19 protein-coding genes are annotated in these 19,247 nt (G+C 62.7%); 16 read left to right on the top strand and 3 right to left on the bottom strand.

Annotated features, from left to right (window positions below; genetic code table 11):
- Positions 1–70 precede the first annotated feature (70 nt).
- Positions 71–913, bottom strand: a complete 843-nt coding sequence (locus IB264_RS20135; RefSeq protein WP_082571806.1) for an NAD(P)-dependent oxidoreductase — start codon at positions 911–913, stop codon at positions 71–73.
- 143 nt (positions 914–1,056) lie between these two features.
- Between IB264_RS20135 and IB264_RS20130 the strand changes: the two genes are divergently transcribed.
- The 8 genes from IB264_RS20130 to IB264_RS20095 all read left to right on the top strand — a co-directional run bounded on the left by IB264_RS20130 (position 1,057) and on the right by IB264_RS20095 (position 9,019).
- Positions 1,057–1,809, top strand: coding sequence for a FadR/GntR family transcriptional regulator (locus IB264_RS20130; protein WP_057224479.1), 753 nt, complete (start codon positions 1,057–1,059; stop codon positions 1,807–1,809).
- A gap of 69 nt (positions 1,810–1,878) precedes the next feature.
- Positions 1,879–2,784: a 5-dehydro-4-deoxyglucarate dehydratase gene (gene kdgD / locus IB264_RS20125; protein ID WP_057224481.1), complete on the top strand. Its 906-nt coding sequence runs from the start codon at positions 1,879–1,881 to the stop codon at positions 2,782–2,784.
- A 1-nt stretch (position 2,785) separates the two neighbouring features.
- Positions 2,786–3,922, top strand: coding sequence for a mandelate racemase/muconate lactonizing enzyme family protein (locus tag IB264_RS20120; RefSeq protein WP_057224483.1), 1,137 nt, complete (start codon positions 2,786–2,788; stop codon positions 3,920–3,922).
- A gap of 1 nt (position 3,923) precedes the next feature.
- Positions 3,924–4,805, top strand: a complete 882-nt coding sequence (locus tag IB264_RS20115; protein WP_057224485.1) for an amidohydrolase family protein — start codon at positions 3,924–3,926, stop codon at positions 4,803–4,805.
- A gap of 60 nt (positions 4,806–4,865) precedes the next feature.
- Positions 4,866–5,840: a TRAP transporter substrate-binding protein gene (locus IB264_RS20110; protein ID WP_057206047.1), complete on the top strand. Its 975-nt coding sequence runs from the start codon at positions 4,866–4,868 to the stop codon at positions 5,838–5,840.
- A 171-nt stretch (positions 5,841–6,011) separates the two neighbouring features.
- Positions 6,012–6,533, top strand: coding sequence for a TRAP transporter small permease (locus tag IB264_RS20105; protein WP_025429917.1), 522 nt, complete (start codon positions 6,012–6,014; stop codon positions 6,531–6,533).
- A complete protein-coding gene (locus tag IB264_RS20100; RefSeq protein WP_025429916.1) occupies positions 6,533–7,813 on the top strand; it encodes a TRAP transporter large permease in 1,281 nt (426 codons plus the stop codon). The genes IB264_RS20105 and IB264_RS20100 overlap by 1 nt, the downstream gene beginning before the upstream one ends.
- Before the next feature lie 258 nt (positions 7,814–8,071).
- Positions 8,072–9,019 (top strand): DUF817 domain-containing protein, encoded by a 948-nt coding sequence (locus tag IB264_RS20095; protein ID WP_057224589.1) that lies wholly within the window; start codon positions 8,072–8,074, stop codon positions 9,017–9,019.
- Between the two features lie 38 nt (positions 9,020–9,057).
- On the opposite strand, the gene IB264_RS20090 is transcribed toward IB264_RS20095, so the two are convergent.
- Positions 9,058–9,951 carry a LysR family transcriptional regulator gene (locus tag IB264_RS20090; RefSeq protein WP_057224487.1) on the bottom strand — a complete coding sequence of 298 codons (894 nt, stop codon included), beginning with the start codon at positions 9,949–9,951 and terminating at the stop codon, positions 9,058–9,060.
- Between the two features lie 225 nt (positions 9,952–10,176).
- Between IB264_RS20090 and IB264_RS20085 the strand changes: the two genes are divergently transcribed.
- From IB264_RS20085 to IB264_RS20060, 6 genes are all read left to right on the top strand, one after another.
- A complete protein-coding gene (locus IB264_RS20085; RefSeq protein ID WP_057224489.1) occupies positions 10,177–10,788 on the top strand; it encodes a glutathione S-transferase family protein in 612 nt (203 codons plus the stop codon).
- Between the two features lie 59 nt (positions 10,789–10,847).
- Complete coding sequence (locus IB264_RS20080; protein ID WP_192434009.1) at positions 10,848–12,908, top strand: pyridoxamine 5'-phosphate oxidase family protein; 2,061 nt, start codon at positions 10,848–10,850, stop codon at positions 12,906–12,908.
- A gap of 166 nt (positions 12,909–13,074) precedes the next feature.
- Positions 13,075–13,809 (top strand): SDR family oxidoreductase, encoded by a 735-nt coding sequence (locus IB264_RS20075; protein WP_057213277.1) that lies wholly within the window; start codon positions 13,075–13,077, stop codon positions 13,807–13,809.
- Positions 13,810–13,921: 112 nt separating this feature from the next.
- Positions 13,922–14,167: an Atu4866 domain-containing protein gene (locus tag IB264_RS20070; RefSeq protein ID WP_057213279.1), complete on the top strand. Its 246-nt coding sequence runs from the start codon at positions 13,922–13,924 to the stop codon at positions 14,165–14,167.
- Positions 14,168–14,285: 118 nt separating this feature from the next.
- The gene (locus IB264_RS20065) at positions 14,286–15,188 is read left to right on the top strand and encodes an AraC family transcriptional regulator (RefSeq protein ID WP_025429909.1); all 903 of its coding nucleotides are present in this window, start codon (positions 14,286–14,288) and stop codon (positions 15,186–15,188) included.
- A 90-nt stretch (positions 15,189–15,278) separates the two neighbouring features.
- Positions 15,279–16,499 (top strand): adenylate/guanylate cyclase domain-containing protein, encoded by a 1,221-nt coding sequence (locus tag IB264_RS20060; protein WP_057224493.1) that lies wholly within the window; start codon positions 15,279–15,281, stop codon positions 16,497–16,499.
- Positions 16,500–16,505: 6 nt separating this feature from the next.
- On the opposite strand, the gene IB264_RS20055 is transcribed toward IB264_RS20060, so the two are convergent.
- Complete coding sequence (locus IB264_RS20055; protein ID WP_057224495.1) at positions 16,506–17,402, bottom strand: LysR family transcriptional regulator; 897 nt, start codon at positions 17,400–17,402, stop codon at positions 16,506–16,508.
- A 114-nt stretch (positions 17,403–17,516) separates the two neighbouring features.
- Between IB264_RS20055 and IB264_RS20050 the strand changes: the two genes are divergently transcribed.
- Together IB264_RS20050 and IB264_RS20045 are read left to right on the top strand one after the other, a co-directional pair.
- Complete coding sequence (locus IB264_RS20050) at positions 17,517–18,257, top strand: SDR family oxidoreductase (RefSeq protein WP_025429906.1); 741 nt, start codon at positions 17,517–17,519, stop codon at positions 18,255–18,257.
- Between the two features lie 51 nt (positions 18,258–18,308).
- Complete coding sequence (locus IB264_RS20045; RefSeq protein ID WP_192434007.1) at positions 18,309–19,205, top strand: SDR family oxidoreductase; 897 nt, start codon at positions 18,309–18,311, stop codon at positions 19,203–19,205.
- Positions 19,206–19,247 lie beyond the last annotated feature (42 nt).

The following is a 19,247-nucleotide window of genomic DNA, read 5'->3' as shown; positions in this document are numbered from 1 at the left end:
GCCGGCCGGCCGCAGCATCCAACGGCGCACTGTCGCCGATGGCAAAGGTCAGGCTACCATCCCCAACCTGCTAGTCTTCGGTAAAAATCGGGTCCTGCGTGAACATCCCGCCCTGATAGACGGCAAGCGGCGACGAGGTCTCCGGCCGGCCGGGAGAGAGTTCGAGTTCGGCGCGGAAGTGCTCGGCATTGTCGCGAGGTCGCCAGCCGAGATAGGCGGCGTGCGAATTGTCCCACCAGCGGCTGTCATTGTCCGAGATGCCCCAGAGGATGGGGCATCCGAGCATCGGCGCGCGGAACACGCAAGCGATCAGCGCGGCAAAATCGTCATAGGACATCCAGGTCGACAGCATGCGGTGGTTGGTCGGCTTTTCCATGCAGCTGCCGATCCGAACAAGCGCCGTCTCCTGGCCGAATTTCTCAAAATACATCCGGGCCAACGCCTCGCCGAAACATTTCGACACGCCATAGAGGCCATCAGGGCGCATCGGCGCATCCGCCTCCACGTGCTCGTCCTGCCGGTAGAAGCCGACTGTGTGGTTGGAGCTGGCAAAAAGAATGCGCGGCTGACCGTGCGCCCGTGCGGCCTCGTAGAGATTGTAGAGACCCAGCAGGTTTGCATTGAGGATCTTGGAGAACTTGTCCTCGACCGAGATGCCACCGAGATGAAGAATGGCGTCGCAGCCCTCGACCAGCCGATGCACGGCGGCCGCGTCGCCGAGATCGCAGGGCATGATCTCCTCATGCGGTGCCGCCGTGCCTAGATCGGCAATATCCGAGAGACGCACGATCTCGGCCAGATGAGCCACGCGCGCCCGCATGGCGCGACCCAGTGCCCCCGCCGCACCCGTGATCAACAGTCGCTTCAAGTCCCGTCCTCCGTAACCGGCGCCCTGCAGCCGGTATCCATGCATTGCATTTAAACTCAACTCATCATACAGGTTGATGTTGTCACGTCAATAAATCGGACATGTGATGCCACAAGCCGATTGATGTGGCACACAGGCTGGACAAAACGTACCTACAGGCGGACAAACGACCACGAGAAGGAGACGAGATGAGCGTTCAAACGAAGCTGGAGCCGGGCACCGGAACAGGCACGTTGACGTCGAGGCTCGGCGACACGTTGCGGCGGGCGATCACTGCGGGTCAGTTTCCGCCGGGCAGCAAGTTGCCGAGCGAGGCGCAGCTCTCCGAGGCTCATGGCGTCAGCCGCACGGTCGTGCGCGAGGCGATCGCCGCGCTTCGGGCAGACCGGCTGGTCGAGGCGCGTCAGGGCGCGGGTGTCTTCGTTCTCGATCCCCCACCCGCCGCCGGACCCATACCGCTTTCCCTGCATCATATCGACCCGGCGCGCGTATCCTCCATGATCGAACTGCTGGAGTTGCGAACCGCCGTGGAGGTAGAAGCCGCAGGGCTTGCAGCGCTTCGCCGGTCGCCCGCTCAGGAAGAGGTGATCATCGAAAGACACGATGCGGTACGCGCCTGCCTCAACGCCGGCATCTCCAGCGTCGAAGCCGACTTCGCCCTGCATCTCGCCATAGCCGAGGCCACCAACAATCCGCGCTTCCGCGAGTTCCTGGCGATGATCGGCAGAAACGTCATCCCGCGCGGTGCACTGCGCAACGACGACAGCGAACAGGACCAATCAGCCTATATCGCCATGCTCGACAACGAACACAACGACATCGTTGTCGCCATATCCAACGGCGACGAAGAGGGCGCGCGCGAGGCGATGCGACGCCATCTGCGCGGCAGCCAGGCCCGCTACCGGACACTGCTTCGCGAACAGCGCTCACCTGTACGATAACTCATTGACACAATCTCATCATACATGTACGACAACTTTGCCGGAGGAGGCAGGCAGAGGAAATCGAGTATGACGCCGCAAGAGATCAAGGCCGCGCTCGGCGCCGGTCTGTTGTCGTTTCCCGTGACGCATTTTGATGCCGAGCGAAAGTTCCATCCCGAGAGCTACCGTCGCCATGTCGAATGGCTGTCCGGCTTCGATGCCCCAGTGCTGTTTGCCGCCGGCGGGACCGGCGAGTTCTTTTCGCTTTCGCCTAAGGAAATACCGGGCATCGTCGCCGCCGCTAAAGAAGCTGCCGGCAAAACCGCCATTGTTTCGGGATGCGGCTTCGGCACCGAGATCGGCGTCGAGCTGGCGCGCGCCGTCGAAAAATCCGGCGCTGATGGCATCCTGCTTCTGCCGCATTACTTGATCGACGCACCGCAGGAGGGGCTCTTCGTTCATGTGAGAGAGATCTGCCAGTCCGTCGGCATCGGCGTCATGGTCTATAACCGCGACAACTCGGTGCTGACAGTCGATACGCTGAAGCGTCTGTGCGACGAATGCCCCAACCTCATCGGCTTCAAGGATGGGACGGGCGATATCGGCCTCATCCGCCAGATCACCGCGACGATGGGCGACCGGCTCACCTATCTCGGCGGCATGCCAACGGCCGAACTCTTCGCCGAAGCCTATCTCGGAGCGGGTTTCACCACCTACTCGTCCGCCGTCTTCAATTTCGTGCCGGGGCTCGCCGTCGAGTTCTACAAGGCGTTGCGCGCTGGCAATCGGGCACGCTGCGAAGAGATCCTGCGTGATTTCTTCTACCCCTTCATGGCCATCCGCAACCGCCGCAAGGGCTATGCCGTCGCCGCGATCAAGGCCGGCGTCCGGCTGCAGGGTTTTGATGCGGGCCGCGTGCGGCCGCCGCTCGACGACCTGACGGCGCAGGAAGAAGACATGCTCGCAACGCTTATTGCGCCCTGGAAACGCTAGGATGAAAATCACAGCCGTCCGCACGCATCTGCTGGAACACCGCCTTGCGGTGCCGTTCGAGAGCGCGTCGATGCGCTTCGACCGGCGGGCCCATGTGCTGGTGGAGATCGTCTGCGACGACGGCACCACCGGCTGGGGCGAATGCCTTGGCCCAGCAAGACCCAACGCCGCCGTGGTCGCCGCCTATACCCCTTGGCTTACGGGCGCCGATCCACTTGAAACCGAAAAGATCTGGGCGCGGCTCTACAACGCGCTGCGCGACCAGGGCCAGCGCGGCCTGGCGCTGACCGCGCTGTCAGGCATCGACATCGCGCTTTGGGACATCAAGGGCAAACATTTCGGCGTGCCGGTTTCCACACTTCTCGGAGGCCGCTTCCGCGAAACGGTCAAGGCCTATGCGACGGGAAGCTTCAAGCGCGACGGCATCGACCGGGTCGAGGACAACGCCGCCGAAGTCGCCCGCTATCGCGCTGAGGGCTTTCATGCCAGCAAGATCAAGATCGGGTTTGGCGTGCGCGAGGATCTTGCTGTCGTCCGTGCCGTGCGCGAAGCGGTCGGCACAGACATGCGGCTGATGGTCGATGCCAATCATGGCTACGACGTGCTTGAGGCGCTCGCGTTTGGCCGCAAGGCTGCCGAGCTGGACATCGACTGGTTCGAGGAGCCGGTGGTGCCGGAACAGCTCGGCGCCTATCGTGAAGTGCGTGCCGGCCAACCGATACCGGTCGCCGGCGGAGAAACCTGGCATAGCCGCTGGGGGATGCGCGAGCCGGTCGAAACCCGCGCCGTCGACATTCTCCAGCCCGATCTTGCCGGCGTCGGTGGGTTCACCGAGGCGCGACGCGTCGCCGATATGGCAGCGCTCCATGGCGTCCGCATCGTCCCGCATGTCTGGGGGACGGCGGTTCATATCGCTGCCGCCCTCCAGTTCATGGCGGCGATGGTGCCCAATCCGGTGCGCGTCAATCCGATCGAGCCGATCCTCGAATTCGATCGCACCGAAAATCCGTTCCGGCAGGCGGTGATCAAAACGCCGATCGAGCATGACCAGGGGGTTGTCAAAATCCCCGGTGGTCCGGGACTTGGCATCGAAATCGACCGCGATGCGCTTGCCGAGTTCCGGATGAGGGATGATTGAGATGCTGGTCAGAACGCTCTCCGGTCGCCCGCCAAAAATCGCGCTGCCAAGAGGCACAGTCGATACCCAGATGCATATGTATCTGCCCGGCTTTCCCGCCCTTGCTGGCGGGCCCGCACTTCCCGCCGGTGCCCTGCCCGATGCGGGCCAATACAGAAAGCTCATGCGGTGGCTCGGCATAGACAGGGTCATCATCACGCAGGGCAATGCCCATCAGCGCGACAATACAAATCTGATTGCCTGCCTGAAAGCCATGGGACCCTTGGCCCGCGGCGTCGCCGCCTTCGGCGCGGAGACCTCGGAGCGCGAGCTCGACGCGCTATCTACGGCAGGGGTCATCGGCGCAAGGATCATGGATCTGCCCGGCGGCGCCGTCGGCCTTGACGAACTCGAAGCTGTGGATGACCGGGCGGCAGCCCGCGGCTGGATGGTCGCCATCCAGTTCGACGGCAGCAACATCCTTCAGCACGAACCAAGACTGCAGAAACTGAAATCCCGTTGGGTTTTCGACCATCACGGCAAGTTCTTCTCCGGCGCGGCACCGGATGGACCCGAAGTCGCCGCGGTCAAGCGGCTGATCGATGGCGGCAACTGCTGGTTCAAGTTTGCCGGTGTCTACGAATCCTCAAAGACCGGCGGTCCCGATTTTGCCGACGTCGCCGCACTGTCGCGCGCGGTTGTCGCGCATGCGCCCGAACGCGTGGTCTGGGGCAGCAACTGGCCACACAACCTTGCAAAGACCAGTGCCGACTATCCCGACGATGCCGAACTGACCGACACAGTTCTGGGCTGGCTGCCGGACGCCGGCGCCCGTCATCGCGTGCTCGTCGAAAATCCTGAACGGCTCTTTGGCTTGAAGCCATTCACGGACAGAGGTGCCTGAAGCCACCCGCATTCGTCCGAAGCGAGGAGGCTTCGGCGCTACAAGAAGGAGGAGGACAAAATGAACATCGCAAAAACGCTTTGCCTGGCCCTGGGCGTTGCCCTCAGCGCCGGCACCCTGCAGGCGCAGGAAATCACGCTGCGCTCGGCCGACATCCACCCGGACGGTTATCCGACCGTCGAGGCTGTGAAATACATGGGCGAACTGGTCGCCAAGCGCACCAATGGCCGCATCAAGATCGACGTCACCAACAATGCAGCGCTTGGTAGCGAAAAGGACACGATCGAGCAGACGCGCTTCGGCGTCATCGACATGAACCGCGTCAATGCAGCACCCTTCAACAACCTGGTGCCGCAGACCGTCGTGCTCGGGCTTCCCTTCCTGTTCCGCTCGACCGAGCACATGCACAAGACCGTCGACGGGCCGATCGGCGACGAAGTGCTTGCCGCCTTCGAACCGCACGGCCTGATCGGACTTGCCTTCTACGATTCCGGCGCGCGCTCGTTCTATTCCACCAAGAAGCCGATCGAGAAGCTGGCCGATCTCAAGGGCATGAAGGTTCGCGTCCAGCAGTCGGACCTGTGGATTGCAATGATGGAAGCGTTCGGCGCGAACGCCACGCCGATGCCCTTCGGCGAGGTCTATTCGTCGCTTGAGACCGGTGTCGTCGATGCGGCGGAAAACAACTGGCCGTCCTACGAATCCTCCAGGCATTTCGAGGTTGCCAAGAACTACACTCTGACCGAACATTCCCTCAATCCGGAAATCCTGGTGATCTCGAAGATGAGCTGGGACAAGCTTTCGCCCGACGACCAGAAGGTCCTGAAGGAATCGGCGAAGGAATCGGTGGTGAAGATGCGTGAGCTCTGGACGGCGCGGGAAAAGGCGTCGGAGGAAAAGGTTCGTGCAGCCGGCGCCAACGTCATCACCGTCGACAAGGCCGAATTCTCCGCGGCGATGAAGCCGGTCTACGATCGCTTCGTCACCGACCCACAGATGAAGGACCTGCTCGAGCGGATCCGCGCCATCAACTAGAGCAAGCTGCGTAAAAGTGTGCAGCGGTTTTGCGATGCCGAGATGCGAAAAATCAAGAGCTTAGCGAATCCTGGAGATCGCGACGCGCTTTAGCGGCATCCGATACGCCTGAGTGTCCGGCCCGATCGGTTGGACACTCCACTCGCCGGCAGCCAACGGAGGATAAAGGCAATGTGGCGTTTCTTGCAGGCTGTCAGGCCTGTGCTAGCCCGGCTCAGCCGGCTCTCGCTTTACATCTCAGGCCTCGGCCTCGTCACCATGACGGCAATCGTCGGCTGGCAGGTCTTCGCCCGCTATGTCCTCAACGACACGCCCAGCTGGTCGGAACCCCTGTCGCTGCATCTGATGTCCTGGTTCATCCTGCTCGGCGCGGCCGTCGGCGTGCGCGAGAGCGTGCATCTCGGGCTCGATTTCGTGCGCCATTCGGCATCGCCTGCGACGCAGCGCCTGATGGATATCGTCAGCCTTTCGCTGATCGTGCTCTTTGGCCTGGCCATGAGCTTCTATTCGACCCTGCTTGCCGCCGGCACCTGGGCGGCGACCATCCCCGTGCTCGGCTGGCCGGGCGGCGTCGATTTCTTCCCGATGATCGCAGGCGGCCTGCTGATCGCACTGTTTGCGGCGGAGCGTCTTGCCGACGTTGTGCTGGGCGAAGCGCCCGTCGCCGATGTCGTCATTCAGGAGGCAGCATAGTGGCCTACAGCATTCTCTTCGGCACCTTCACGCTCCTGATGATGATCGGCATGCCGATCGCCTTCTGCCTTGGCATCGCGTCGCTTGCCACCGTCATCTACATGGGGCTGCCGCCGATCGTCGTCTTCCAGCAGATGAACTCCGGCATGAACGTCTTTGCGATGATGGCGATCCCGTTCTTCATCTTCGCCGGCGACCTGATGGTGCGCGGCGGCATCGCCGACCGCCTGATCCGCTTTGCCGCCGGCATCGTCGGGCATCTGCGCGGCGGTCTAGGCCAGGTCAATATCGTCGCCTCGACGCTGTTCGGAGGCATTTCCGGCTCCGCCGTTGCCGACGCATCCGCCGTCGGCGGGTTGATGATCCCGCAGATGGCGGCGCGCGGTTACGACCGCAGCTACGCCGTCAACGTCACGGTCAATGCGGCGATCATCGCATTGATGATCCCGCCCTCCCACAACATGATCCTCTATTCGATCGCAGCGGGCGGCAACGTCTCGGTCGCCGATCTCTTTACCGCCGGTATCCTGCCCGGTCTGCTTCTGGCTGCAGCCCTGATGGTCACAGCCTATGTGGTGGCGCGGAAGAAAGGATATCCGTCGGAACCCTTCCCTGGCCTGCGCCGCCTCGGCTTCTACTTTCTGGCTTCGCTTCCAGGGCTGCTCCTGATCGGCATCATCTTCGGCGGCGTGCGCTCCGGCATCTTCACGGCAACGGAAAGCTCTTGCATCGCCGTGTTCTATGCGTTGCTCGTTGCGATCCTCGTCTACCGCGAACTCGATTGGAGCGGCTTCGTCGAGGCGGTGCTGCAGGCGGTGCGCACCACCGCGATGGTGCTGCTGGTGATCGGCACCGCCGCCTCCTTCGGCTGGCTGATGGCGTTCCTGCAGGTCCAGCAGGGAATGGTCGCGGCGATCAGCGCGATCTCCGACAACCCTGTTATCGTGCTTTTGCTCATCAACATCATTCTGCTGCTGCTTGGCACGTTCATGGACATGGCGCCGCTGGTGATCATCAGCACACCGGTGCTTCTTCCTGTCGTCAAGGCGTTCGGGATAGACCCGGTGCATTTCGGCGTGGTGATGATCCTCAACGCCGGCATCGGCCTCAACACGCCGCCGGTCGGCACCGTGCTCTTTGTTGGCTGCGCCGTCGGCGGCATTTCGATCCGCGAGGCGATGCGCACCATCTGGCCGTTCTTCGGCGCAAGCATCGCCGTGTTGATGCTCGTCACCTACATCCCCGGCCTGTCCCTCTGGCTGCCAAGCCTGTTCCGATAGCGCAGGCGCTCTCAAGCCACGGCGATCAATGCGTCGGCGCCTAGAGCAATTCCAGGAAAAGTGTGAAACGGTTTTCCGTCCGGAATTGCGTTATTTCAACGAGTTAGATCATTTCACTGTTTCGGTGAAACAGTGAAATGATCTAGACAAGCGTGTGGATCAGCCGGAACCGTCCAGCTCCGACTGATCCACAATTCGACCGCATTGCCTCGGCATCGCTCCATCGGCACTGGCAAGGAGGCGAATCGCGTGGCTCGGCTGTCGGACGAAAAACGGTTCACCTCGCGCGAAGCGCGCATCGATGCGGCCGCCCACCGGTTGCTCGACCGGCTTCCTGACCGCGGCTTGCTTGGCGGCCTGACGGAGCTGCTGGTCTTCGGCATCAAGCAGGCTTTCGCATGCCTCTTCGGCGGCGCCATGCTGACGCTCATGATTGCAACCAAGCTGTTCTGGCCGGACGCAATCGGCTTTGCCCGCTATGATTTCCTTTTCCTCGCCGCACTCGGCATTCAGCTTCTGATGCTGGCCTTTAAGCTCGAGACCATTGCCGAAGCCAAGGTTATCCTGATCTTCCATATCGTCGGTACGCTCATGGAGATTTTCAAGACGTCCGTCGGTTCCTGGATCTATCCGGAGCCCAGCTTCTTTCGCATCGGCGGCGTGCCGCTCTTTTCAGGTTTCATGTACGCCGCTGTCGGCTCCTACCTGGCGCGCGTGACCCGCATTCTCGACCTGCATTACACCCATTATCCACCCCGCTCTGCGACGGTGCTCGTGGCTCTCGCCATCTATGCCAATTTCTTCACGCACCACTTCGTCATCGATGTGCGTTATCTGCTGTTTGCAATCATCGCGATCCTGTTCTGGCGCACGACTGTGCACTACCGTGTCTTCCGGTTCCGCCACCGCATGCCGCTGCTCATTGGTTTTCTGCTCATCGCTCTGTTCATCTGGCTTGCCGAAAATATCGGAACCTGGTCGCGCGCCTGGATCTATCCCGCGCAGCACGCCGGTTGGACGCCGGTATCGCTGCAGAAGCTGGGCGCCTGGTATCTGCTGATGATCCTGTCCTTCGTTGTGGTCACGCTCGTCCACCGACCGCGATCGCTACAGGCAATGCATCAGTCTCGGCCGGCCCATGACCCGCAAGCGGTGACCGCTGAAGGGGGCGTCGTCATCCGCGAGGCGCCGCAGACCAACTCGTGATATCAGCGTAAGATCCGCAAGGAAGATGCGGCCCGTCATCATTTCAGCACTGCTCTCAGCCGGGGTGCGGCGAAATCGACGAAGGCCCTGAGTTTCATCGGCACGTGCCCCTGCGGCAGATAGACCAGTCGAACCGGTAGCGCCGGATGTTCGAAAGGCTCCAGCAACGGCACGAGCAGGCCATCGGCGACGGCGCGTGCCGCCTGATAGGACAGAACGCGCGTCAGGCCGAGGCCGGCAACCGCTGCGTCGACGGCAGCCTCCGCGGTGTTGACCACGAGGCGTGAGCGGATCGGTGTGGCCATCTCGCCCCTCTCATCGGCAAAGCTCCAGCTGCGGTTCGACATCAAGCCTTCGAACGTGATGCAATCATGGTCGGCAAGTTCGTGCGGATGGCCAGGCTGGCCATGTCTGGCGACATAGCTCGGGCTCCCATAGACGACACGCCGTATCGTGCCGAGCTTAGTGGCGATCAGGTTGCTGTCCGGCAGGTTGCCGATCCTGAGCGCAACATCGATGTGATCGTCGATGAGGTTGACGAGCCGGTCGCCGAGCGACAGGCGCATGTTGACCTCAGGGTTGGCTTTCAGAAAATCGACGACGACCGGCAACACGTGCAGCCGTCCGAAAACGATCGGCGCCGTCATCGTCAGATCGCCCTTGACCGTCGAGTATTCGCCGGCCGCTACCCGCTCCGCCTCGTCGACCCGAGCAAGAATTTCCCGCGCCGCTTCGATATAGGATCGCCCTGCCTCGGTCAGCTGGATCCTGCGGTTCGTCCTGGTCAGCAATTGCGCCCCGAGGTGGGCTTCAAGCTCCGAAACCTTGCGACTGACCGTCGCCAGCGGCATGCGCAACTGCCGCGACGCGGCAGACAGGCTCCCGCCCTCGATAACACCGAGAAGCACGGTCATTGCATCCAGTCGATCCATCTGCCTTCCAATAATCGAGAGCCCATCTATCACAAAGGCACTCTACAGCCAAAATCTGGAAGGGCATAGATTGCTGAAGAAGGCAGTTCATTCCGAACTGCCCGGAAGCGCCGAACGAGCTGCAATGATCCGGCTTTCGCAATCGCCAGACGCTGCCGCGTGACCGCATCATGCATCCGCCGACGCTCCAGATCGACGGACGCCGCTACCAAAGGGAACATGACCATGAAACTCTACCGCCACCCGCTTTCGGGCCACTCGCATCGCGCTCAGCTCTTTCTGGCTCTGCTTGGCGCGCCGCACGAACTCGTCGATGTCGACCTGATGGCAAGGGCGCACAAGGCGCCGGATTTCCTCAAGCTCAACGCCTTCGGTCAGGTCCCTGTGCTCGACGACGACGGCACCATCGTGACGGATTCCAACGCCATCCTCGTTTATCTCGCCAAGAAGCTAGGTCGCACCGACTGGCTGCCGGAAGACGCCGTCGGTGCGGCGAAAGTGCAAAAATGGCTTTCGGTCGCCGCCGGCGAGATCGCCTACGGACCGGCCGCCGCACGGCTCGTCACAGTCTTCGGCGCAAACCTTCGCCCCGAAGAGGTGATCTCCCGAGCGCATCGCATCCTGGAACTGCTCGACGCAGAACTCACTGAGCGTGATTTCCTTTTGGGCAGCCGGCCGACCATCACCGACGTCGCGCTTTACAGCTATGTCTCCAGCGCGCCCGAAGGAAATGTCGACCTCGGCAACTATGCCAACGTGCGCAACTGGCTGGGGCGGATCGAAGCCCTGCCCGGTTTCGTCGGCTTCCAGAAAACCGCAGCGGGCCTTGCCGCATGATTGTCCTGCCAGGGCGGACTGCTCCGCCCTGGCCTTTCTCATCAGAAAGGAAGCCACCGATGCCGGAGAAGATCGAGCCGACCCACGCCGCGTCCCCCTGGCATGAAGGCGAACTTGCCATTCAACGCAGCCTCGGCGTTGTCGACCGCATGGACGCGCCGGGCCGCAATTTCGTTCGTTCCTTCATGCCCGAGCAGCACCAGCAGTTTTTTCCGATGTTGCCCTTCATCGTGCTTGGAGCCGTCGATCCCGCCGGCGATGTCTGGGCAAGTCTGCGGGCGGGTGAACCGGGCTTCATGCAGGCGCCGGACGCACATGCCCTCAATGTCCAGCTGCCACGCGACCGAAACGACCCGGCCGACGGGGGCATGGAGGATGGCGCCGCCATTGCCATGCTCGGCATCCAGCTGGAAACGCGGCGCCGGAATCGGTTGAACGGCACCATCCGACGGACAGCGGACGATCGCTTTGTTGTCGCTGTCGGCCAGAGCTTCGGCAACTGTCCGCAATATATCCAGCTGCGGGATTTTTCATTCACGCGGGAACCGAACGCTCCACCAAAGGCGCCCCCCGTTCACCTCGACGGTCTCGATGCGCGCGCGAAAGAAATCATCACCAACGCCGATGCGTTCTTCGTCGCCTCCTATGTCGACCGCGACAATGGCTTGCGCCAGGTGGACGTCTCGCATCGCGGCGGCAAGACCGGCTTTGTCCGCGTCGGCGAGGATGACGTGCTGACGATCCCCGATTTCGCCGGCAACAAGTTCTTCAACACGCTGGGCAATTTCATGCTCAACCCCAGGGCGGGCCTGCTCTTCGTCGATTTTGCGACCGGTGACATGCTGCAGATGACAGGTGAAGCTGAGGTGATCCTCACCTCGCCCGAAATCGACGCATTCCAGGGCGCCGAACGCCTTTGGCGTTTTCGACCGCGGCAAGTGGTCTATCGGCCTGATGGTTCGCCGCTTCGCTGGTCTTTCGAACAAGCAGGCTGGTCGCCCAATTCGCTGATGACAGGCGATTGGCAGCAGACGAAAGATCGCCTGCACGCCACTGCCCGCGCCGGAGAATGGCGGCCATTTCGGATCGTGCGGACAGAGGATGAGAGTGCGACCATCCGCTCGCTTTACCTGGAACCGGCCGATGACGCGGGTCTAGCACCGTTCCGGGCCGGTCAGCATCTGTCGATCCGGCTCAAGACGGAAGGCAAGCCGATCGTCCGAAGCTACACGCTTTCGGCCGCCCCCTCAGACGCTGCCTACCGCATCAGCGTCAAGCGCGACGGCACCGTCTCCTCCCTCCTCCATGGCCTCGGCCCCGGCGATGTCATCGAGACGCGCGCACCGGCTGGCAGTTTCGTGATCGACCCAACCGAACGCCGGCCGGCCGTGCTGCTTGCCGCCGGTGTCGGCATCACCCCGATGATCGCGATGTTGCGCCACATCCTCTACGACGGGCTACGCAACCGGCGTATCCGCCCGACATGGCTGTTCCAATCCGCCCGCAGTCTCGATGAACGCGCCTTCAACCAGGAGATCGCCTCCCTCGTCGATGCCGGCCAAGGCAAAATCCGCCTGACGCGCGTGTTCAGCCAAACGGATGGCGCACGCAAGGGCGAGGATTACGACACAGCCGGGCGCATCGACATCCCGTTGCTGCAATCCACCCTGCCCTTCGACGACTACGACTTCTATCTCTGCGGCCCGCGGGCTTTCATGCAATCGCTCTATGACGGACTGCGTGCGTTGAACGTCGCCGACGCCCGCATCCATGCGGAGACATTCGGCCTGTCGTCGCTGACCCGCAACCTCGACGCAGGATTGCCGACGGTGTCGAAGCCGCCTGCCAACACGTCGGTCCGCGTGATTTTTACCGACTCCGGCAAGGAAGCCCGTTGGCAACCGGGCGAAGGTACCCTGCTCGAGCTGGCCGAAGCCCGCGGCCTTTCGCCCGAATATGGTTGCCGCAACGGCAGTTGCGGCAGTTGCAGCACGCGGGTTCCGGAAGGCGAGGTCGCCTATCCCCAGCAACCGTCCTTCGAGGTCGGCCAAGGCGAGGCATTGATCTGCTGCGCCGTTCCGGCGGAAAATGACGGGCAGGCGCTCCAGTTGGCCGTCTAGACCCGCGGCACCGGGGCGCCCGACGACGGGTCAGGACCGTAGCGGCGGGCCATTCGGAGAATCGTGCAAGAATGCCGGAGTGCTGTTCTACCGCTCCATCGACCGGAGAGCGCATGGTGACTTTCAGAACCGGGGACGCCCCGGCCCATCGCGAAAGGAACCAAGCATGTCCGAGCTTCAAGGAAAAGTCGTCGCCATCACCGGCGCCAGCAGCGGCATTGGCGAGGCGGCCGCCCGATATCTGGCCGCCGCCGGTGCCCGCGTCATTCTTGGCGCCCGCCGCACCGATCGTCTGGAAACCCTTGCCGGCGAAATCCGCGCCGCCGGCGGCACCGCCAGCTTCAAGGCGCTGGATGTCACCGACCTTGCCAATATGCAGGCCTTCGTAGCCCATGCCGTTTCCGAGTTCGGACGGCTTGACGTCATCGTCAACAATGCCGGCGTCATGCCGCTGTCGCCACTTTCGGCCCTCAAGGTCGACGAGTGGAACCGGATGATCGATGTCAACATCCGCGGCGTGCTGAATGGCATCGCCGCCAGCCTGCCCGTGATGACCGAGCAGGGCAACGGCCAGATCGTCAACCTGTCGTCGATCGGCGGTCACGCCGTCTCGCCGACCGCCGCCGTCTATTGCGCCACGAAGTTCGCCGTCCGGGCGATTTCCGATGGCCTTCGCCAGGAAACCGATCGCATCCGCGTCAGCGTGGTCTCGCCCGGCGTCACCGAATCGGAACTGGCCGACAGCATCTCTGACGAGACTGCCCGCGGCGCAATGCGCGACTTCCGGCGCATCGCCATCCCGGCCACCGCAATTGCCCGGGCAATCGCCTATGCCATCGAACAGCCCTCAGATGTCGATGTCAGCGAAATCATCGTGCGCCCGACGGCAAGCCCGCACTAATCAGGTACAAGTGGAGCGCCCGCAGATGAACCGCACTTCTCGAACATCGGTGGCATTGGGCCTTGTCCTTTCCGCCCTGTCGCCAGATCCGCCATCCGCACAGGAGAAAACCATGCAACAGGCGCCGCATCCCTATGTCGGCATGTGGGTTACCGAAGACGGCCGCATCCGTCACCACCTGCTGCCTGACGGCCGCTATGACGAAGCGCGCGGCAAACGGCAGAGCGCCTATCAGGGCCGTTACTGGGTGACCGGCAATCATATCGACTATGTCGACGATACCGGTTTTACCGCCGACGGCGATTTCATCGACGGTGTGCTCTATCATGCCGGCATGATCCTGCGCCGGGAAGATTAGGCCAAAGAGAGCGGCGGCTGGCGGCATCCGCCGCTGCCGCACCAATTATCCCGTTGAACTTGCGCCCGGAAAAGGTCAGCCTCTGCCGGACGCCAATCCCGCACAAAGGAAAACGTCCTTGGGCGATCTCGACGAATTCCAGTACCTGATGGAGCGCAACAGCGGCATCGACGGCGTGCTGTCGACGGCGATACCGCGCCTCATCCTGATCCGATCGTCGAGCCCGACCGAGCCGATCCATACGTTGCATGAACCCGCCGTCTGCTTCATCGCGCAAGGATCCAAGCAGGTGATGCTGGGCGAGACGGTCCACACCTACGATCCAAACCGGTATCTCACCGTTTCCGTCGACCTGCCGGTCATCGGCCAGGTCATCGACGCGTCACCGGAAAAACCCTATCTCTGCTTGCGCCTCGACCTCGACCCGACGATGCTGAGTGCATTGGTGCTCGAGGCTGGCCACTCGCCGATCGATGGCGGCGTGCCCGGACCCGGGCTGTTCCTCAGCGACACCACCGCCGAGCTGCTCGACGCGATCGTCCGGCTGCTGCGGCTGCTCGACCGGCCGGAGGAAATCGCCGTGCTGGCGCCGCTGGCGGAACGCGAGATCCTCTACCGTCTGCTGATGGGTGAGCAGGGTCACCGACTGCGCCAGATCGCCCGCTCCGAGAGCAAGCTGACCCAGGTCAACCGCGCGATCGACCTCATCAAACGCGACTTCCGCAAGCCGCTGCGCATCGAAGATCTGGCAGCAAAAGCCAATATGAGCCTCTCGTCCTTTCATCAGCATTTCAAGGCGGTGACGGCGATGAGCCCGCTGCAATATCAAAAGCAGCTCCGGCTGCAGGAGGCTCGACGATTGATCCTCAGCCAGGCGATCGACGCGGCCACGGCCGGGCATCATGTGGGCTACGACAGTCCTTCGCAGTTTTCGCGCGAATACGCCCGACTTTTCGGTGCGCCGCCGCTACGCGACATCGCGCGGCTGCGGGCTGCACCTTCCTATCTGCTTGAGGCCTGAATCGCTTCAGGTGCTGGAACCGCGCCGGCACTTTGGCTATTGATAACGCAGACTGCGCCAAGCCACCGGCAGCTCCAAGCGGGACCCGTTATGAACGACCAACAGATCCGCGACATCATCCTCTGGCTGTCGGAAGAGGGCCTCAAGGGCCTGCAAGAACCCGAGATGCTTGCCGGCTTCTGCGAGCGCTGCATTGCCGCGGGCATGGACATTGCCCGTGGCCAGGGGCTGATCGACACGTTGCATCCGGAATTCGAGGGCCGCGCCTTCCAGTGGAACCGCGAAAGCGACGTGGCGCCGGAGGTCGTGCAATATTCCTCGACCACCGGCGGAGAAGCGCAGGCGAATTGGCATCGCTCGATCTTCTACCACATGCTGACGGCGTGCGAGCCGGAGCGGCGCGTGCGCCTCGCCGACGAGCGCTCGGTGCAATATCATGTGCTCGACCGCCTGAAGGCGGAAGGCCACACCGATTGCATCAACATGATCCATCACTTCACCGACCAGGGCCGCGTCGGCGAGATGGATTGCTTCTATTCCTACTGGACCACACGCCGGCAAAACGGCTTTGCCGAAGAAGAAATCGCCGCCCTTCGCATTCTCCTGCCGACCCTTGCGCTGGCGGTAAAGACCACGTCCTGCGTCCGGATCATCAGCACACTCGCCGATGTCTATCTCGGCGCCGATGCCGGCCGGCGCGTGGTCGAAGGCAGCATCGTGCGCGGCGAGGCCGAGCGCATCGAAACCGTCATGTGGTTTTCGGACCTGCGCAACTACACCCGGATCTCCGACACAGCCGCCCCGGAAGACATCATCCCCTTCCTCAACGACTATGCGGGCATGGTCATCTCAGCCATCCACGATCACGGCGGCAGCGTGCTCAAGCTGATCGGCGACGGCGTGCTTGCCATCTTCAATGCCGACGAGCCAACGACTGCCTGCGCCAACGCGACCGCCGCCGAGCGGCAATTGCGGCGCATGCTGGTGGCGCTGAATGCGCGCCGGCAAGAGGAGGGAAAGCCGACAACCGACGTCTATCTCGGCCTGCACATCGGCGAGGTCTTCTACGGCAATATCGGCAGCCAGAACCGTCTCGACTTCACCGTCGTCGGCCCCGCGGTCAACGAAGTCAGCCGTATCGCCTCGATGTGCCGCTCGGTCGAACGACAGGTGATCATGTCGGCGGATTTCGTCGAGGCCTGTCCGCCTGAGCTTCAGGCAGACGCTGTTTCGCTCGGACGTTTTGCCCTGCGGGGCATTGCCCGGGCAAAGGAACTGTTCACCTGGGATCCGGAACTGCCGACGGATTGATGCACATTATCGATCGCAACCCTCGGCGAACACGCCAGCCAGCCAGTCGATGAAGACGCGCACGCGCGGCGAAAGCTGGCGGTTGCGCGGATAGAGCAGGAAAACCGGCGTCGGCGTGGGACGGCAGTTTTCAAGCACCTCGACCAGCGTACCCTCGTGGAGATCTCGCTCGACATGGTAACGCGGCACCTGAATGAGCCCCAGCCCCAGCCTTGCGGCAGCAACGAAGCTTTCGGCCGCATTGACCGCGACCGTCACCGGCAGTGCGACATGTTCGACCTTGCCCCCAACCTGGAATTCGAGCGGTATCGGAGCGCCTGAAGTCGACGAACGAAAGCCGACCATGCGATGCCCATCCAGGCTATCGAACCTTTCGGGCCTGCCGTGGCGGGCGATATAGTCGGGTGACGCGCAGGTGATCTCATCGAGCATCGTCATGCGCCGCCCGATCATATCACTGTCCTGCGGCTCGCCGACCCGCAGCACACAATCGATGCCTTCCCGAATGAGATCGACCAGACGGTCGCCCTCGCTCATGTAGAGCTCGATCTCAGGATAGGTCGCGAGAAAGGCGGGCAGGCTCGGCAGCACGAAGTGGCGTGCCAGCGTTCCATGCACGTCGATGCGAAGCAGGCCTTTGGGCCTGGCGCCGGCAAAGGCGCCTTCTGCATCTTCGATATCGTCGAGAATGGAGATGCAGCGCTGGTGATAGGCAGCACCGTCCAATGTCGGACTGACATGGCGCGTCGTGCGCTGCAGCAGGCGAACACCCAGTCGTGCTTCCAACTGCTTGACCGCATCGGTCACCGTCGAGCGCGGCAGGCCAAGATCATCAGCGGCTTGCGTGAAACTGCGCCTTTCAACGACGCGCGAGAACACGCGCATGGCATCGAACCTGTCCATTTGTTCGTAATCTCCGGATTATGTTGCCGGATTATGCATGATTATCCGAGTCACGAAAGACGTCATCTTCTCCTCACCAACAAGCCAAGCGCTTCACAACGAAGGAGAAACATCATGCAGGAACACACCAACAGGGTCGCCATCGTTACCGGCGCCTCGCGCGGCATCGGTGCGGCGATTGCCGAACGCCTGGCCGCCGACGGTCTCACGGTCGTCATCAACTATGCCGGTGACGCCGCTTCCGCCGAGAAGCTGGCACGAAAGATTGAGGAGAAGGGTGGCCGCGCCCTAACCGCCAGGGCCGATGTTGCCGATCCGGAAGCGGTGAAGCGCCTGTTCGACGCAACCGAGGCTGCGTTCGGCGGCATCGACATACTGATCAACAACGCTGGCGTCCTGAAGACCGCCGCTCTTGCCGAAACCAGCGACGAGGAATTCGACCGTCACTTCGCCATCAACACCAAGGGCACCTTCAACACCCTGCGCGAAGCCTCAAAACGCATGCGCAGCGGTGGCCGCATCGTCAACTTCTCCTCGACGACCCTCGCCCTCAACCTGCCGGGCTATGCGGTCTACAACGCCACCAAGGCCGCAGTTGAAGCGCTAACACACGTTTTTGCCAAGGAGCTTCGCGGCCGCGACATCACCGTCAACGCCGTGGCGCCAGGTCCGATTGCGACCGATCTGTTTCTGTCGGGCAAGAGCGAAGAGCTTGTCGCCCAGTTTGCCAAGATGCCGCCGCTTGAGCGGCTCGGTCAGCCGGACGACATCGCCAGTGTCGTCGCCTTCCTTGTCGGTCCCGATGCCGGCTGGGTCAACGGTCAGATCCTGCGCGCTAACGGCGGCGTTGCCTGACATCCGCGCCCATCCCCTCCCGTACCCCTTTTCGAACGAAGGAGCAGAACCATGTCTTCCGTCATTCTTGTTACCGGGGCCGGCTCCGGCATCGGCAGGCTTTCCGCCGAAGCACTTGCCCGCGCCGGACATACCGTCTACGCCTCGATGCGCGGCATCGACGGCCGTAACAGCGACCGCGCCTTGGAGATGCGCGCCGCCGCCGAGCGCGGCGGATACGATCTGCGCCCGCTCGAACTCGATGTGTTGTCACAGCCCTCCGCGGACGCCGCCGTTGCGACGATCATCGCCGAACAGGGCGGCATCGACGTCGTCATGCACAATGTCGGTCACCTCGTCATCGGCCCGACCGAGGCGTTCACGCCGCAGGAACTGGCCAAGGTCTTCGATACCAACCTCTTCGGCGTGCAGCGGGTCAACCGCGCCGTGCTGCCGGAAATGCGCAAGCGTGAACACGGGCTTGTCCTGTGGATCAGCAGCACCACCACCAAAGGCGGTTTCCCGCCCTTCCTCGGACCCTATGCAGCTGCCAAGGCGGCGATGGATTCCCTTGCCGTTACCATGTCCTACGAACTGACGCGTTTCGGCATCGAGACCTCGATCGTCGTGCCCGGCGCCTTTACCCGCGGGACCAATCATTTCCCGACCGCCGGGCGCCCAGCGGACGAGGAAACGGTCGCGGCCTACGCCCGCTATGACGGTCTCCTGGACCAGGTCGGCGAGCGCCTGAGCGAGTTGACGCCGGATGATGCCGATCCACGGGCCGTTGCCGACGAAGTCGTACGCATCGTCGGCCTGCCGGAGGGATCGCGCCCCGCGCGATCGGTCATCGATTTCGTCGGAGACGGTGCTGCGGAAGTGATCGAGGTCGCCGAACGCATGCGCATCGACTTCGCCCGGCGCATCGGCATCGCCGACCTGCTGTCGATCGAAAAGACCCAAGCCTGACCCCGTCCGTCAGACAACCGCCCATTCAACCCATTTCGAGGA

This window comes from Ensifer sp. ENS11 (assembly GCF_014851895.1).
Taxonomy (GTDB): Bacteria; Pseudomonadota; Alphaproteobacteria; order Rhizobiales; family Rhizobiaceae; genus Ensifer; species Ensifer canadensis.
This window is presented reverse-complemented; position numbering and strand designations above follow the sequence as displayed.

Bases quoted from the DNA above. Each gene is read 5' to 3' on its own strand.
- IB264_RS20135 (WP_082571806.1), bottom strand. From the start codon at position 913: ATGCATGGATACCGGCTGCAGGGCGCCGGTTACGGAGGACGGGACTTG.
- IB264_RS20130 (WP_057224479.1), top strand. From the start codon at position 1,057: ATGAGCGTTCAAACGAAGCTGGAGCCGGGCACCGGAACAGGCACGTTG.
- kdgD (WP_057224481.1), top strand. From the start codon at position 1,879: ATGACGCCGCAAGAGATCAAGGCCGCGCTCGGCGCCGGTCTGTTGTCG.
- IB264_RS20120 (WP_057224483.1), top strand. From the start codon at position 2,786: ATGAAAATCACAGCCGTCCGCACGCATCTGCTGGAACACCGCCTTGCG.
- IB264_RS20115 (WP_057224485.1), top strand. From the start codon at position 3,924: ATGCTGGTCAGAACGCTCTCCGGTCGCCCGCCAAAAATCGCGCTGCCA.
- IB264_RS20110 (WP_057206047.1), top strand. From the start codon at position 4,866: ATGAACATCGCAAAAACGCTTTGCCTGGCCCTGGGCGTTGCCCTCAGC.
- IB264_RS20105 (WP_025429917.1), top strand. From the start codon at position 6,012: ATGTGGCGTTTCTTGCAGGCTGTCAGGCCTGTGCTAGCCCGGCTCAGC.
- IB264_RS20090 (WP_057224487.1), bottom strand. From the start codon at position 9,951: ATGGATCGACTGGATGCAATGACCGTGCTTCTCGGTGTTATCGAGGGC.
- IB264_RS20085 (WP_057224489.1), top strand. From the start codon at position 10,177: ATGAAACTCTACCGCCACCCGCTTTCGGGCCACTCGCATCGCGCTCAG.
- IB264_RS20080 (WP_192434009.1), top strand. From the start codon at position 10,848: ATGCCGGAGAAGATCGAGCCGACCCACGCCGCGTCCCCCTGGCATGAA.
- IB264_RS20075 (WP_057213277.1), top strand. From the start codon at position 13,075: ATGTCCGAGCTTCAAGGAAAAGTCGTCGCCATCACCGGCGCCAGCAGC.
- IB264_RS20070 (WP_057213279.1), top strand. From the start codon at position 13,922: ATGCAACAGGCGCCGCATCCCTATGTCGGCATGTGGGTTACCGAAGAC.
- IB264_RS20060 (WP_057224493.1), top strand. From the start codon at position 15,279: ATGAACGACCAACAGATCCGCGACATCATCCTCTGGCTGTCGGAAGAG.
- IB264_RS20055 (WP_057224495.1), bottom strand. From the start codon at position 17,402: ATGGACAGGTTCGATGCCATGCGCGTGTTCTCGCGCGTCGTTGAAAGG.
- IB264_RS20050 (WP_025429906.1), top strand. From the start codon at position 17,517: ATGCAGGAACACACCAACAGGGTCGCCATCGTTACCGGCGCCTCGCGC.
- IB264_RS20045 (WP_192434007.1), top strand. From the start codon at position 18,309: ATGTCTTCCGTCATTCTTGTTACCGGGGCCGGCTCCGGCATCGGCAGG.